This is a genomic window from Coleofasciculus sp. G1-WW12-02 (assembly GCF_040219735.1).
Lineage (GTDB): Bacteria > Cyanobacteriota > Cyanobacteriia > Cyanobacteriales > Coleofasciculaceae > Coleofasciculus.
On the sequence record NZ_JAVJRX010000020.1, the window covers coordinates 55,373 to 69,252 of the forward strand.

Here is a 13,880-nt window from a genome sequence, read left to right on the forward strand (position 1 = left end):
GGGGGCTGGTAAGCCCAGTCCACCTGCTTTCACTTTTTTAGAAGGGATAATGCTGCTACATTTGATGACCTGGATCGAGGTTGAGGAGTACTTGAAGCGATCGCCGGGGATTATTCTGCCAATTGGTTCAACGGAACAACATGGACCAACGGGATTAATTGGTACCGACGCGATATGTGCCGAAGCGATCGCGCGAGGGGTGGGTGAAGCGACCAATGCGATCGTTAGTCCAACGATTAGTGTGGGGATGGCGCTGCATCATACAGGTTTTCCGGGTACGATGAGCCTGAAACCCAGTACCTTGATTCACGTCATCCAAGATTATTTAGTCAGCTTAACCCGGGCTGGATTTAGCCGATTTTTCTTTATTAATGGTCACGGCGGTAACGTTGCTACGCTAAAGGCAGCCTTTTCTGAAAGTTACGCCTATCTCTGGGATCTCAACATTCCCAACAGCGACAAGGTAAGATGCCGCCTTGCCAATTGGTTTACCTGTAATTCGGTTTACACGTTAGCCAAACAACTGTATGGCAATCAGGAAGGGTCTCACGCCACACCCAGCGAAGTCGCTTTAACTCAATACCTTTATCCCGAAGCAATCAAACAAGCCCCCTTAGCCGCTAATGTAGCCTCTGGACATCCAATTTACGGTGCGACAGACTTCCGCCGTCGCTATCCCGATGGACGAATGGGTTCTAACCCCGCCTTAGCCAAACCGGAACATGGTCAGAAATTGTATGAGGCGGCGGTGAAAGAAATGAGTCAGGCATATCTGGAATTTTTGCATACCGAGTGACAGTCTTCTAGAGACAGGTTAAACTCTTAATTACACCACGCCTGCTAGCAAAGGAAGCAGTACGGAATTGTTTTTCCTCGCTGCGATCGCGATCGGCGAGCGGGTTTGGTTTTGGGAGAGAGCGAGCGCTCGACTCCAGCTCACGATTTAGTTTGAGTGGGGGAGTGATTCCCCAGAGGAAGAGCAGAGGCATGAGTGCGATCGACTTTACTGTCGCGATTTGTACCTATAACGGCGCGAATCGTTTATCAGAGGTTCTGGAAGGGTTGCGATCGCAGGAAGGGACAGAGGATATTTCCTGGGAAATTATTGTCGTCGATAATAACAGCACTGACGATACAGCTAAGGTGGTTCAGGAATACCAAGCGAACTGGTCTGAACCTTATCCCATTCATTATTACTTGGAACCTGAACAAGGACTAGCATTTGCTAGACGATGTGCCATCCGAGAAGCCAAGGGTGCTTTAATCGGTTTTCTGGATGACGATAATTTTCCCAAACCCAATTGGGTGGCACAAGCTTATCATTTTGGACAATCTCACCCGAAAGCTGGCGCTTATGGAGGGCAAATTCATGGCAAATTTGAAGTAGAACCCCCGCCAGGATTTGAGAGAATTGCACGTTATTTTGCGATCCTGGAAGGAACGAAGATGTATTGTTACAACGAAAGGTATGCATCTACCCGCAAAAAGATGTTTCCTCCAGGAGCCGGAATTGTCATTCGCAAACAAGCTTGGATAGAGAGTGTTCCTGAACGTCCCCTGCTCCCTCAAACGAATGAAGATTTAGAAATGCTATCCTACATTTGGCAGGCAGGATGGGAACTTTGGTTCAATCCGGAAATGGAGATTGACCATTTTATTCCTAAATCGCGTTTTGAGAAAGAGTATCTAATGCGTTTTTTCCAAAACAATGGTCGGCTGCGGTATCAGGTGCGAATGTTAAGCTATAAACCCTGGCAAAAACCTCTAGTTATACCCGTCTATATGGTTAATGATTTACGGAAAATTGTACTGCACTTTATCAAATATCGGAAAGTATTGGAATCTGATAAAGTTGTTGCTGGTGAAATGGAGATACTCTTAAGTATTATGTCTAGTAATTTTTACAAGTTGAAAAATAAAATTTGAAAAAGTTAATAATAGTCAAAATTAGGCATTATGCTTATAGAATTTTTATGATAAGTTGATTATTTTTTGTATTTCAAGTGAAAAATTACTCCAGCTTAGATGTTCAACAGTTTTCCTAATATCACTCTTGAGTTTAAAAGCCTGTTCAATTAATTCACATATTACTTCAGCAGAACTATCAATATTAAATAGAAACCCATTGGCTCCGTGATTGATAAGATCAGGAGCGAATCCAGTATTGCTGGCAACAGGAACAATATTACACATCATTGTTTCAATCAGGGGAATGGGACCACCTTCTAGCTTTGCGGGTGAGACAAAAACGTCCATTTTAGAATAGTGTTTAGGGTAGTCGGAGTAAGGCGCTTGAATGTAAGCAAAATTAGGTATAGCCTTCAATTCTGCAAATCTCTCATATTCTTCCCAGTTCCTACCAATGAGTAGGACTTTGCGGTGAGGTATTTTTTTAATAATGTTGAAAATACGATCAGGTTCTTTGCGGGGATAGTAAGCAGTACAGAAACCTACAGCACCCCGACCTGATCGTTCATGAGGCTGAAACATATCTGGATCAGCTGCTCCCAAAATATAAGTAACTTTTCCAGGCTTGACTCCACAGTTCACCATACGATTAGCAAACTGCGAACACATACATATAACTTTAGTAGAATGATTCATAACATAGGCAAATTCTTCATCACGCATAATTCCCTTCGGATGAGTGTACCAAACGAAGGATTTGCTATGTCGAAGTTCTGGATACATTCGTAAGCAGAGAGTGAAGTAGGAGTAGTGAGCAAAAAAGTATGCCTTGGAACGCGGTAGAGGGGGAAGATTAGGGGTATAAGAAAAAACATTTTTACCTTCGTAATAATAACCTGCACGTAAAAAGTAATACTTTCCAGGAAAATAATTTGCAATTTCTCTACAGATTGCCCCAAGAATCCAATTGACATCTCCTTTATTGATAATAAAAACTAAGTCATATTCATCATCTTCGTTACTATTTTTAGTAAATTGGTTAAATGAATCGCTAATCGTAGAGGAAGTCCAGTAAGGGATTTTATAATTATCTTGGTTTATTCTAAGAAGTACTTCTATACTAAGTGCCATCAGTTGATTTTTGGCTCTTATTAGTTTATTTTTCACGAAATTATACATAATATAGTACCTAATTTTTTTGGGCAACAATTAAGCAAGTCAAATAGTAATGACGTTTTTGTTTCATGGAAAGAAGCTTGCGGATTGATTTACCTATCAAGCCAGATAGATTAAAAGCTTCTCTGATAAGATGATCCAAATATATTTGATTAATATAGTCCTTTTTCACTACCTTAAAACCTACACTTTGAACCATATTTATAATAGTAGACATATTAAAAAATTGGACATGGGTTCTATCTTGCCAATGTGAGTAAATCAACTTGCTTTTATCCATTCCAGCAGTTATCTCGCAATTAGGTACGGTAAGAATAATATTTTTTTGACAAACCCTATAGTATTCTTGCAAAGCTTTCTTAGGATTTTGCAAATGTTCTAGGGTTTCAAATGACAGTATTGTCTCAACACTATTATCTTCCCAATTCAGATTATCTGCCTCTGAAACAGAAAATAAATTTGGCATTTCATGCCAGGTTGGATAAGTACATATATCGATTCCATCAAATAAGATTGAAGTATACGTCCATATTCGCCCATAGAAATATAACTACTATTTACTGCTAATAATCCCGGTAATGCTCGCGTATAATCTAAGGATTTTTCTGTTAATTGTTCACTAACAATTTCCTCGAAGCTTCGCCTTTCACGTTTTTGTCTTAAAAGATGCTTATAATGAGAAAAAGCGCGATCAATAGGATTTCTTAATAATGCAATTAACTTTACATTAGGCATTATTTCATAAATACGTTGAGGAACTCGTGGATCAGGCATATACGAGGGTGAAGCTTTCCCCCACATCTTATCCAACGGCGCACCCTGAAAAACTTCATTAGCAAAGTTTTCCCATCTTTTCTTAAAGTAATAGTCAGAGCTAAAAAAAGAAGTTTCTTTTTCAGGAATCATGTAAATTTCTGGATGAGGTTGAAGGTATTTAAAAAGAGATGTTGTCCCAGCCTTCATCGCTCCTATAATTATAAAATCTAGATGTTTTGTTTGCATATTTTTTGACTATAAAGTATTGCTAACTTGAAGGGCGACTCCCAAAGCATCAATATACTGTTGAGTAACAGTTTCCAAAGTAAACTGTTCAAGCCAACCTGAATCAACGGATTTGGCGTCGCCAGATAACACTTTCAAAATTGCTTGTGCCATTTCATTGCTATCACCTACTGGCACTAAATAACCATACTTGCCATTGTCTAGAATCTCAGCCGAACCACTGGGACAGTCTGTCGCCACTACTGGAGTTCCTAAAGCCATTGCTTCTATCAGCGTATTTGACAACCCCTCCCAAATGGAAGATGACACAAAAACTGCTGCTTGTGCAATATAAGGATAGGGATTCTTCTGAAAACCAGGTAGTGCCACATCGGCGTCTAAGTCCAACTCATCAATTAGAGTAGTGATTTGAGGATCGGGTGTATCCCGCACCTCTCCCAAAATCATTAGTTTGGCAGGTCGAACCTGCCGTACTTTAGCAAAAGCCCGAATTAGTGTAGGGAAGTCTTTTTGCTTAGTCAGTCTTCCTATTCCTAAAATAACCGGAGGTTGTCCTGATGTAAACCAAGGGTGTTCCAGAGGTTCCTTTGCCCTTGCCAAAATCAGGGGCGTTATTGTTGGATTATAGATTACTTGGATACGATTCAAGGAAAGACCCGTCATCTGAGATAAATCCGTGGCTACTCCTTTAGACACAGCTATTATACCATCAGTCCAAGGGTAGGTTAGTCGCGCCGCCAGAGATTTAAAACGCCACCTCAATTCAACGTCGTGTTGGGCTTCAACAGAAAGGGTATTAGCCTCACGTACTACTACCTTAGTCGCTACTCTTGTCAGTCGCTTTGCCAATACTGCGCGTTCATTACTGTAGTGTGTTGTTGCTAATAAACCAGCAGGCTGTTCTTGTCGCAGATAATGCATCAGCTGAGGTAGACCCACCCCATCTCGTAACCTGGAAGATTTCAAATCTACAATACGCACTTTGGGCGATACATCTGATAAATAAGGTCCTCGCTTGTAATTGAGTACTATATCAACTTTAAGTCCCTGGTGGACAAAGCTATTTGCCAAATTGACTATGACCCGTTCGGCTCCACCACCATAAAGACCATGTAGATAAAAAGCAACATGAGGTGATATTTTTAGCATTATTATTTTCTCTTTATCTGATAGAAATGGTTTTCTATGGTTGGTCGTACTAAAATCGATAAAACCTCTTAAATAACTTAACATTATTCTAGCAATTATCGGCATTCACTTGTAAAAATTATTCAAGATACGCAATTTATTTTCCTAAAATTTGATTGGGGAGCATCCCAATTTGGCACGTTGGCTCTTTGAATAGGGCTGAAACCCTTGTAATTGCGTTACTTTAGGTAATGCTTTGTCCAAAAGAGGATGCTCCCCATTAACAAGTCTTTGGGATTTGATTTAATTTCCTCGAAAAAACCGATAAAAAAACACTCTTCTGGATAATAAGCTTTCCAATTTTGTATAGTTCGTAGATAATTGCCTTTTATCCGAGAATTCTTGTAGTTGAAATTTTCTATAAATTCTGTGTCAAACTTTACATTTATTTAATTTTTTAAATATTTTACTGCATCTTTTTTACTTTAAACTAGACTAGGACGGCTCATAATTTACTGGATAGCTATACCCAAAACATCCAAATATTGTTCAGTGGCACTTTCCAAGGTAAACTGCTCAAGCCATGCCGGAACGACTGACTTAGAGTCACCAGATAACACACCCAAAAGTGCTTTAGTCATTGTCTCAATATCCCCCAGGGGAACCAGTAAACCATACTTTCCGTTATCCAGAATCTCCACGGGTCCACTCGGACAGTTTGTAGAAATCACTGGAGTTCCGACCACCATAGCTTCTATCAGTACATTCGGCAAGCCCTCCCAAGCTGACGACAATACAAAAACTTTAGCTTGCGCCATATAAGCATAGGGATTGTCACTAAATCCCACCATAGTAACATCTTCTTCTAATCCCAGCTCACGAACTAGATTATTAAGTTTTTGTCGTTCCGGACCTCTCCCCACGATTACTAATCGACAGGGTTGCACCTGTTGCACCTGAGAAAAAGCTCGGATGAGGGTTGAAAAATTTTTCTGTTTGTTCAATCGCCCTAATCCTAAAATTACAGGAGGCTCTCCCTTGGCAAACCAAGGATGTTCTACAGGTTCTTTTGCCTTCTTCAAAACTTCCGAAGTATTCACTGGGTTATAAATTACTCGAATTCGTGATTGAGAAAGACCAGTAACTTTAGAAAGATCATTAGCTACGCCATGAGAAACAGCTACAATCCCATCTGCCCACGGATAAAATAATCGCGCCAAAATAGGAGACCAGCGCTCACTGTCTTTTTGATGTCGTGCATGAATAGAAAGAGTATTCCGTTCAGATACAACTACCCTTGTAGACACGCCAGCTAGACGCTTCGCCCATATTGCTATCTCATTATTGTAGTGCAAAGCTGAAAGAAGAGCTACAGGTTGCTCCTGTCTCAGGTAACGTGCCAATTTTGGAAGACCACTCAGTAAACGGGGGTCTTTGAGATCCACAATCCTAACTTCAGAAGGCACCTGCGCTAAATAGGGACCTTCTACTATATTCAGGACTAAGTCTACCTTCACTCCTCGTTCGACAAAGCCACTTGTCAGATTCACCATAACTCGTTCAGCTCCACCACCGGAAAGCATCCGTAGGTAAACAGCGATGCGAGGTTGAGTTTCAAGCATAGGGAGAATTTTTTTGGGTCTATCTTGGCTAATTATAATGCCTTTGTGAAAACTGGAGTTTAAACTCCATGCCAAACCACACCATATCTGGTGAGTTAACTGGACGATTTTGGCAAAATAGCTCTATCTGTGATATGAGTCTAAAGTCCAATGAAAATCGAGTTTTTGCGGACTTGCCACCATTGTCTACCTTCAAGCAATGTCTCACTTCCCGGCTTTAAGTCAATGATTGCTTAAGTTAGCTGTAACTTTTGTGTTAGTCTTGACAAAAATATGTTATGCTGCATGGTAATTAAATTTATCTAATGTTAATTATTCAACTATGCAATTAATGCATCCAGGTCTTAAAGACCTGCTTTTAATCAATCAATATGTAGCGAATAAAAAAATAATTTTTTTATCAATTGAAACTCCTCTACCCAATTTATTTAAAAAGATTACCCAGTTAATTCCTAGTTACTCCATAGGATTACAAATTCGACGGGAGTATCGTCATATTTCAATGGGATTAAGAGCCTTTAAACTGAAAGACATTGATATAATTTTTGTATTTGAAATATACAATCAGCATTTATTGGCTGTTCTACCTTTACTGGCATTCAGGGGGAAAGAGGTATTGATTAGCTTACATGGTAATCAACAATTTGCCATGAACAGTCGGATCAAGTTTTGGGGATTACTTTATTTAAAAAAATATTTGCAATTTTTCAATAACTTAAAAGTTATCTTATTTGAAATTGATGATAATGTTATTCCGGAGAAATTTCGTTTACCTGCTGCGTCAAAAGTAATTATCCCTCATCCAATTATCAGCGAGGCAACTCCTCGGTTGAGAGCAGGAGAACGATTGCCTGTAGACGCCAAAATAAAACTTGGTGTCGTTGGCATGATTCGGCAAGATAAACCGATATCAAAATTAATTGGAATATTGCAGGATTATGTAGCCGCGAATGAACAAAAATGTGAGCTAATGATTGGTACACCCTTTGGGCAAAAACCTGATTATTTAGATCAATTAGGAGTAGCCCTTTATGATACCACCAAAGAAGAGGACTATATCAGTGTCTTAAAACAGATTGATATTTTGGTTATTCACTATGACAAAGATCGTTATTACTACCGAACCAGTGGTGTGATTAGCGATGCGGGATCTTGCGGGTGTTATATAATTGCCTCTGACTATCCAGTTATTAAGCATCAAGTGAATTGGCCTATCCAGATTGGTTCAACATTCTCAAATTTTGACGAAATTGGTTCCCTGATTAATCAAGCCATCACTCACATTCGCGAGAAAGGGCAGGATAATCACGGGATTTGGCGAGAACAACGAACCGCAGAAGCGATCGCGAAAATCCTCTTTCCCAACAACTCAGAACAAAACCGGAACCCCTAAAAGTCGTCTTCCTCTTCATCGGCTTCATTTACTGAATTCTGGCGCAATCCTCCCGGTAACGCAGCAATAATTGCATCCAGAACCCTGGAAACCGGGATCACCTCAATATCCATATCTGGTAACACTTGACCCTTGGGAACGATCGCGCGTTTAAATCCTAACTTGGCGGCTTCCTTCAAACGCAGTTCCATCTGCGACACCAGACGCACCTGTCCTCCCAACCCGACTTCGCCAATTATCACCGTGCGTGGATCAACCATGCGATCGCGAAATGAAGCCACTACCGCAATGGCAATCCCCAAATCAGCAGCCGGTTCTTCGACTCCCAACCCACCCGCCGTGGCGACATAAGCATCTAATTTAGATAGGGGAATCCCCACCCGTTTTTCCAATACCGCCAAAATTTGCTGTAATCGACTATGATCCACGCCAGTGGTTGAGCGACGCGGTGCCCCATAACTAGCTGGGGAAACCAACGCCTGTAACTCAAGTAAAATCGGACGAGTCCCCTCACAAGCCACCACCGTCGCCGTACCGGGACTCATTTCATCCCGATTACCCAAAAATAACTCCGACGGATTCAGCACCTCCTGCAACCCCTTATCCACCATTTCAAAAATACCGATTTCGTGGGTGGCGCCAAAACGATTTTTTACCGATCGCAGCAGACGATGGGAGGCAAAGCGATCGCCCTCAAAATACAATACCGTATCCACCAAATGTTCCAGCACCCTCGGTCCTGCGATCGCACCTTCTTTAGTTACATGTCCGACAATGAATAACGTAATATTCGCCCGCTTTGCCACCTGCATCAGGGCTGAGGTACATTCTCGCACTTGCGCCACGGAACCGGGCGCCGAGGTTAACGCGGCAAAGTACAGCGTCTGGATACTGTCAATTACCGCCACTTGGGGTTTGAGCGACTCCAACTCCCGTAATACCTCTTCTAAGTCTGTCTCTGGCAAAACATACAGGTTTGGCTCTTGCTCCCCTGAGGTGTTATCCCCATTCGCCGTTTTCGATTTTGCCGACTTCCCCCGCTTTTTGGGCGCACCATTATTCGTCTGCTCAATATTATCTGTCTCTTCCTGAATCGGAGGAGCACAAACACCTAGCCGGGAGGCTCGCAGTTTCACCTGTTGTCCCGACTCTTCAGCACAGACGTAAAGGATACGATGCTCCTGTGCCAGTTGATTTGCCACCTGTAGCAGCAACGTGGATTTGCCAATCCCTGGATCACCGCCAATCAACACCAAGGAGCCAGGGACAATCCCTCCCCCCAGCACTCGATCCAGTTCACTATACCCGGAAGCAAATCGGCTCTGGACATTATTGGAAATTTCTGAGAACTTAAGTGAGGATCTAGGTTGAGCGCGTCCAGAGGTAGGAGACGGAGTGTAGGCACGGGCATTTGATTGCCTTCCCCCACTTCTCATGTTGGCAGTCGTTGACAGCATACTCTCCTCTAAGGAGTTATACGTGCCGCAGGAGGAGCATCTGCCGAACCACTGGGAGTGTTCCGCCCCACATTGATTACAAACATAGATGGATTTAGTTTTAGGCATCCTGATCTTAAGGTGCTAGGAATTTTCAATAATTAAACTAATCTTAAAAAGCCGTAAGAAAATGTCAGATTGAACGGTTATAGCTTAAAAAAGCTTCGTATAACGTTATATCTTAGAGATAAGCTACTGATAAATTAACACTTCGTTGACCGTAAAATAGGAGTCTTGAATCAATTGGAAACTCATAAGGAAAAAATTCTGGTTGTCGATGATGAAGCGAGTATCCGCCGGATCTTGGAAACTCGCCTGTCGATGATTGGCTACGATGTCGTCACCGCCGCCGATGGGGAAGAAGCCTTAGAAACCTTCCGCACCAGTGAACCCGATTTAGTGGTGTTAGATGTGATGATGCCCAAGCTGGATGGCTACGGCGTCTGTCAAGAGTTGCGAAAGGAATCGGATATCCCCATCATCATGCTAACGGCATTGGGTGACGTTGCCGACAGAATTACTGGGTTAGAGTTGGGCGCGGATGATTATGTGGTCAAGCCCTTTTCTCCGAAAGAGTTAGAAGCTCGGATTCGTTCCGTGTTGCGACGGGTTGATAAGGTAGGTGCTTCCGGGATTCCCAGTTCTGGGGTAATCCATGTCGCCAGTATCAAAATTGATACGAATAAACGACAGGTTTATAAGGGAGACGAGCGGATTCGGCTCACGGGGATGGAGTTCAGTCTCCTGGAGTTATTAGTTAGTCGCTCTGGAGAACCATTTTCTCGGTCGGAAATTTTACAGGAGGTGTGGGGGTATACTCCAGAACGCCACGTCGATACCCGTGTTGTCGATGTTCATATTTCCCGACTGCGAGCCAAGCTCGAAGATGATCCGAGCAATCCGGAGTTGATTCTCACCGCACGGGGGACTGGGTATTTATTCCAACGGATACTGGAATCGGGGGAGGAGTGAATTTTGAGTGTAGAGACGTAGCATTCTACGTCTGAATTTTGAGTTGTTTTATGGGGTTTGTGCAACCGACGCTTTAGAGATAATGGCTAAACCTGATCAGAATTCTGTGTTGCGACAATTGCCGTTTGTTGTTGGGGGATTAGGCGGGACACTATTGTTGATTAATCGCTTGCTGACCCCCCAACTTACGGAATCTCAGGCGCGTTCAGACGCACTGGGGGTTATTCTCAGTGCCATATTGATTTTGACAGGTTTACTGTGGCAGCAGGTGCAGCCGCGCTCGCCGGATGCTGTAGATTTGATTGGCTCACAAGGGTTTGAACTTGCACCTGAGTTACCAGAGGCGGTGAAAACAGAACTGGCTTGGGCGTCACATTTACTATTGACCAATACCGTGACGCGATCGCTCGTTGTGTTTTATCAGGGGAGGGTGCTACTACGGCGGGGAGTATTGGGGGTGAACCCAGAGGTGAAACCGGGTGCTATCCTGAAGCGGGTTATCGAGCAACAAAAACCCGTTTACCTGGTTGACTTGAAACTGTATCCAGGGCGAATCGAATTTGACTACTTACCAGAAAATACCCAAGGACTCATCTGTCAACCTCTGGGTACTCAGGGTGCTTTAATCTTAGGCGCGAATGCTCCCCGCAGTTACACCAAACAAGATGAGCGCTGGATTGAGGGTCTAGCTGATAAACTAGAAAACACGTTGAGTCAGTCAGCACGGTTGAACGTCAACAGTTAGGATCGTCATTTGTCATTTGTAAGGCTTTGAGTTCTTTGTACCAACTTGATATCGTTAAATTTAGATGTCTTTAACTGTGCTCTACTGGATATTAATTGCCCTGATGCTAGTGGGTGTCGTGGGTGCTGTAGTCCCTGGTCTTCCTGGTTCTAGCTTAATTGTCGTGGCAATTTTAGTCTGGGGATTTGTCAAAGGGTGGAGTGCGATAATTTTGGCGTTAGTTGTTGCTGTTGTGGTATTGCTCCTCAGTGTCGGCATTGATTTTTTAGCCACCTACTGGGGAGCAAAACGGGCAGGGGCGAGCAAGTGGGGGCAAATTGGTGCGATTATTGGGTTAGTCGTAGGGTTTTTAGGGCTACTCCCAGCTTTACCTGTGGGAGGTCCTCTGTTAGGTATTTTAATCGGTCCTCTGTTAGGAGCGTTTATCGGCGAGTTTTTATCCCGCCGTCAGTTGGAATTAGAGTCACGGTTAAAGGCGGCGTTCAAGGCGAGTTTGGGGATTGTGGTGGGTTCGCTGGTGGGGAATCTAATTCAGGGCGCATTGGCGCTGGCGACGGTTATTGTATTTGTGTTTACTACCTCTCCCCCCGGAGTTGCAGGTTAATCGAGCTAAAGGGGTGAATGTCAACGAGAGTAGGTTGGGTTGAGCAACGAAACCCAACTTATCTGGTTAGCTGGAATATTACGTGCTTTCCCTGACATGCTCCCAGCTAAAGCCCTTGTCATTGGTGTTAACTTAAGTTATAAACCTTTAGTCTCGTTTCCAGCTTTTAGTTAGCGGCTGAAGCGGCTCATGAAGGGAGGCAGAGCCTTCCAAGGAGCATTCCCTTCTCAGACCTGGGAACGAGGATGCCCTACTTACCAAATTTCAGGTAATAAAGACATGGGCTTAGACATGGGTTCTTGGCAATGTTGTTCAGACGTTTGCTCAAATTTTCTAGCGTAAATCACTTGAGTTAATAGCTGCCAAGCTTTCCGAGAAAACAGAGCGGGAAATAGCAGGGTAAAAGCGTCAGAAAATTTTCCTTGCTTGAAGCCAACTAAACTCCAGTACAACGTCAAAAAATCCTGAATATCTTGAAGCGGAGGAAGAGAGTGATGATACTTGGGATGGACAAATCTATAAATTTTTTCTTTAATCGAGATATGCTTTTGCAGGCGCTGTTGTAGGGAAAACTTGAGATGATTCCCTTGATGCCATAATGTCCGGTAGGCTAAATGCTGATTAACCAGGATGGCATCTCCATATCGGGCAATTTTCACCCACGAGTCAATATCATCGTAGTTCACTTCAAAGCTAGAATCCCAACCGCCTGATTTACAAAAGGCATCTTTGCGAAAGGCAACTTGTACAGGTGTACCAAAGGGCAGTTGCTCTAGAAGCATCCGATAATGAATCTCAGACTGAGGCACATAATCAATTGGAGCATCGCTAATTGGTTGGGTGCGTGTTATTTCTCTACCCTTCTCGTTGACTTGTATTGCTTGACAGGAACAGAGAACCGCTTGGGGATACCTGGCGATCGCGTGGGTCAATTCCTCGATACAATTGGGGGCAAGATAGTCATCATCATCAATAGGTTTAATCCAATCCCCTTGAGCTAACCTAACGGCGGCGTTCATCGTGGCGCAATGTCCCAAGTTAACCGGATTGCGGTGATAAACCACGCGATCGCCTAGACTACGGATGTATGCCTCTGTACCATCTGAGGAACCATCGTCAGCAACAATCACTTCACAGGGTAAGGTTTGTGACAATGCTGATTCAATGGCTCGTTGCAACAGAGACAACCGATTATAGGTGGTAATGACAATAGTAAATTTAAACACAATGCAAGACCCGCCTCGACTTAAAGACCATTATCTAACAGATTTTATTAAATTCCTATAAAGTTTCGATAAAGATTTAGGTATTTCTCAGGATGCATTGTTGGGAAACTTGATCTATCTTTTCCTCTAGAAGAATTTAGGTTATAAAACAGTGTATATATGTTAGGGTACTGATATTTTAACGATTAAATAATAGATTAATGTTTTTTTATCGACTTAGTATCCACAATTTTTATAAAAAAATCAGCACTAGGTATTAATTGATTTCCCGTCTTTCAATTGTAGTGATCGACTTACTACTGAATTCCCTGGGACAAGGGATAGGGCAGCAGAAGAAGCAGGGGAGGAGGGAATTAGAGTTCTTTGGGGGTAGGTGTGACTTAACCCTAACCGATTGAAGCCTAGCATAAGAATCCCCACTCAGAATCTTCAATTTGAGTGGGGTGCGTTCAATACAACAGGGAAACCCATCTTTAATGCGGGAAGGGGACTCCCGTTATACCGAAGGTTAGCGGGAGGGGAATTGCCGCCAACATTGAAATTGATCGATAGCGAATCATTGTTTTCAGGATTGGTATTCATAGCCGTCTGCCTTATGAATAGTTCTC

13 protein-coding genes are annotated in these 13,880 nt (G+C 42.8%); 6 read left to right on the forward strand and 7 right to left on the reverse strand.

Annotated elements, in window-relative coordinates; translation table 11 throughout:
- Window positions 1–49: 49 nt before the first annotated feature.
- Window positions 50–796, forward strand: coding sequence for a creatininase family protein (locus tag RID09_RS03140; RefSeq protein ID WP_446334496.1), 747 nt, complete (start codon window positions 50–52; stop codon window positions 794–796).
- Between the two features lie 191 nt (window positions 797–987).
- On the forward strand, window positions 988–1,926 hold the full coding sequence (gene hpsE / locus RID09_RS03145; protein ID WP_446334497.1) for a hormogonium polysaccharide biosynthesis glycosyltransferase HpsE: 939 nt from the start codon (window positions 988–990) through the stop codon (window positions 1,924–1,926).
- Between the two features lie 45 nt (window positions 1,927–1,971).
- Here hpsE and RID09_RS03150 read toward each other — a convergent pair whose 3' ends face one another.
- From RID09_RS03150 to RID09_RS03170, 5 genes are all read right to left on the reverse strand, one after another.
- Window positions 1,972–3,075 carry a glycosyltransferase family 4 protein gene (locus RID09_RS03150; RefSeq protein WP_446334498.1) on the reverse strand — a complete coding sequence of 368 codons (1,104 nt, stop codon included), beginning with the start codon at window positions 3,073–3,075 and terminating at the stop codon, window positions 1,972–1,974.
- Between the two features lie 22 nt (window positions 3,076–3,097).
- Complete coding sequence (locus RID09_RS03155; protein ID WP_446334499.1) at window positions 3,098–3,550, reverse strand: methyltransferase domain-containing protein; 453 nt, start codon at window positions 3,548–3,550, stop codon at window positions 3,098–3,100.
- Window positions 3,511–4,086, reverse strand: a complete 576-nt coding sequence (locus RID09_RS03160) for a sulfotransferase (protein WP_446334500.1) — start codon at window positions 4,084–4,086, stop codon at window positions 3,511–3,513. Before RID09_RS03160 ends, RID09_RS03155 begins: the two co-directional genes overlap by 40 nt.
- A gap of 9 nt (window positions 4,087–4,095) precedes the next feature.
- Window positions 4,096–5,235 carry a glycosyltransferase gene (locus RID09_RS03165; RefSeq protein WP_446334501.1) on the reverse strand — a complete coding sequence of 380 codons (1,140 nt, stop codon included), beginning with the start codon at window positions 5,233–5,235 and terminating at the stop codon, window positions 4,096–4,098.
- Window positions 5,236–5,726: 491 nt separating this feature from the next.
- Entirely contained in the window at window positions 5,727–6,836 is a 1,110-nt protein-coding gene (locus tag RID09_RS03170) for a glycosyltransferase (RefSeq protein ID WP_446334502.1), read from the reverse strand.
- Between the two features lie 331 nt (window positions 6,837–7,167).
- Here RID09_RS03170 and RID09_RS03175 point away from each other — a divergent pair, with 331 nt between their 5' ends.
- Complete coding sequence (locus RID09_RS03175) at window positions 7,168–8,229, forward strand: glycosyltransferase family 1 protein (protein WP_446334503.1); 1,062 nt, start codon at window positions 7,168–7,170, stop codon at window positions 8,227–8,229.
- Here the strand turns inward: RID09_RS03175 and radA are convergent.
- Window positions 8,226–9,794, reverse strand: a complete 1,569-nt coding sequence (gene radA, locus RID09_RS03180) for a DNA repair protein RadA (protein ID WP_446334504.1) — start codon at window positions 9,792–9,794, stop codon at window positions 8,226–8,228. The two genes, RID09_RS03175 and radA, sit on opposite strands and share 4 nt — an antisense overlap.
- Before the next feature lie 174 nt (window positions 9,795–9,968).
- On the opposite strand from radA, the gene rpaB reads away from it, so the two are divergent.
- The 3 genes from rpaB (at window position 9,969) to RID09_RS03195 (ending at window position 12,046) form a co-directional block, all read left to right on the forward strand.
- On the forward strand, window positions 9,969–10,697 hold the full coding sequence (rpaB, locus tag RID09_RS03185; protein ID WP_446334510.1) for a response regulator transcription factor RpaB: 729 nt from the start codon (window positions 9,969–9,971) through the stop codon (window positions 10,695–10,697).
- 82 nt (window positions 10,698–10,779) lie between these two features.
- Entirely contained in the window at window positions 10,780–11,442 is a 663-nt protein-coding gene (locus RID09_RS03190; protein WP_446334505.1) for a cofactor assembly of complex C subunit B, read from the forward strand.
- Between the two features lie 64 nt (window positions 11,443–11,506).
- Entirely contained in the window at window positions 11,507–12,046 is a 540-nt protein-coding gene (locus tag RID09_RS03195; RefSeq protein WP_446334506.1) for a DUF456 domain-containing protein, read from the forward strand.
- Window positions 12,047–12,300: 254 nt separating this feature from the next.
- Here the strand turns inward: RID09_RS03195 and RID09_RS03200 are convergent, their stop codons facing one another.
- On the reverse strand, window positions 12,301–13,272 hold the full coding sequence (locus RID09_RS03200) for a glycosyltransferase family 2 protein (RefSeq protein ID WP_446334507.1): 972 nt from the start codon (window positions 13,270–13,272) through the stop codon (window positions 12,301–12,303).
- Window positions 13,273–13,880: the final 608 nt, after the last annotated feature.

What these genes read in the sequence shown, in the direction of transcription:
- RID09_RS03140 (WP_446334496.1), top strand. Translation starts at nt 50, where the DNA reads ATGCTGCTACATTTGATGACCTGGATCGAGGTTGAGGAGTACTTGAAG.
- hpsE (WP_446334497.1), top strand. Translation starts at nt 988, where the DNA reads ATGAGTGCGATCGACTTTACTGTCGCGATTTGTACCTATAACGGCGCG.
- RID09_RS03155 (WP_446334499.1), bottom strand. Translation starts at nt 3,550, where the DNA reads ATGCCAAATTTATTTTCTGTTTCAGAGGCAGATAATCTGAATTGGGAA.
- RID09_RS03160 (WP_446334500.1), bottom strand. Translation starts at nt 4,086, where the DNA reads ATGCAAACAAAACATCTAGATTTTATAATTATAGGAGCGATGAAGGCT.
- RID09_RS03165 (WP_446334501.1), bottom strand. Translation starts at nt 5,235, where the DNA reads ATGCTAAAAATATCACCTCATGTTGCTTTTTATCTACATGGTCTTTAT.
- RID09_RS03170 (WP_446334502.1), bottom strand. Translation starts at nt 6,836, where the DNA reads ATGCTTGAAACTCAACCTCGCATCGCTGTTTACCTACGGATGCTTTCC.
- RID09_RS03175 (WP_446334503.1), top strand. Translation starts at nt 7,168, where the DNA reads ATGCATCCAGGTCTTAAAGACCTGCTTTTAATCAATCAATATGTAGCG.
- radA (WP_446334504.1), bottom strand. Translation starts at nt 9,794, where the DNA reads ATGCCTAAAACTAAATCCATCTATGTTTGTAATCAATGTGGGGCGGAA.
- RID09_RS03190 (WP_446334505.1), top strand. Translation starts at nt 10,780, where the DNA reads ATGGCTAAACCTGATCAGAATTCTGTGTTGCGACAATTGCCGTTTGTT.
- RID09_RS03195 (WP_446334506.1), top strand. Translation starts at nt 11,507, where the DNA reads ATGTCTTTAACTGTGCTCTACTGGATATTAATTGCCCTGATGCTAGTG.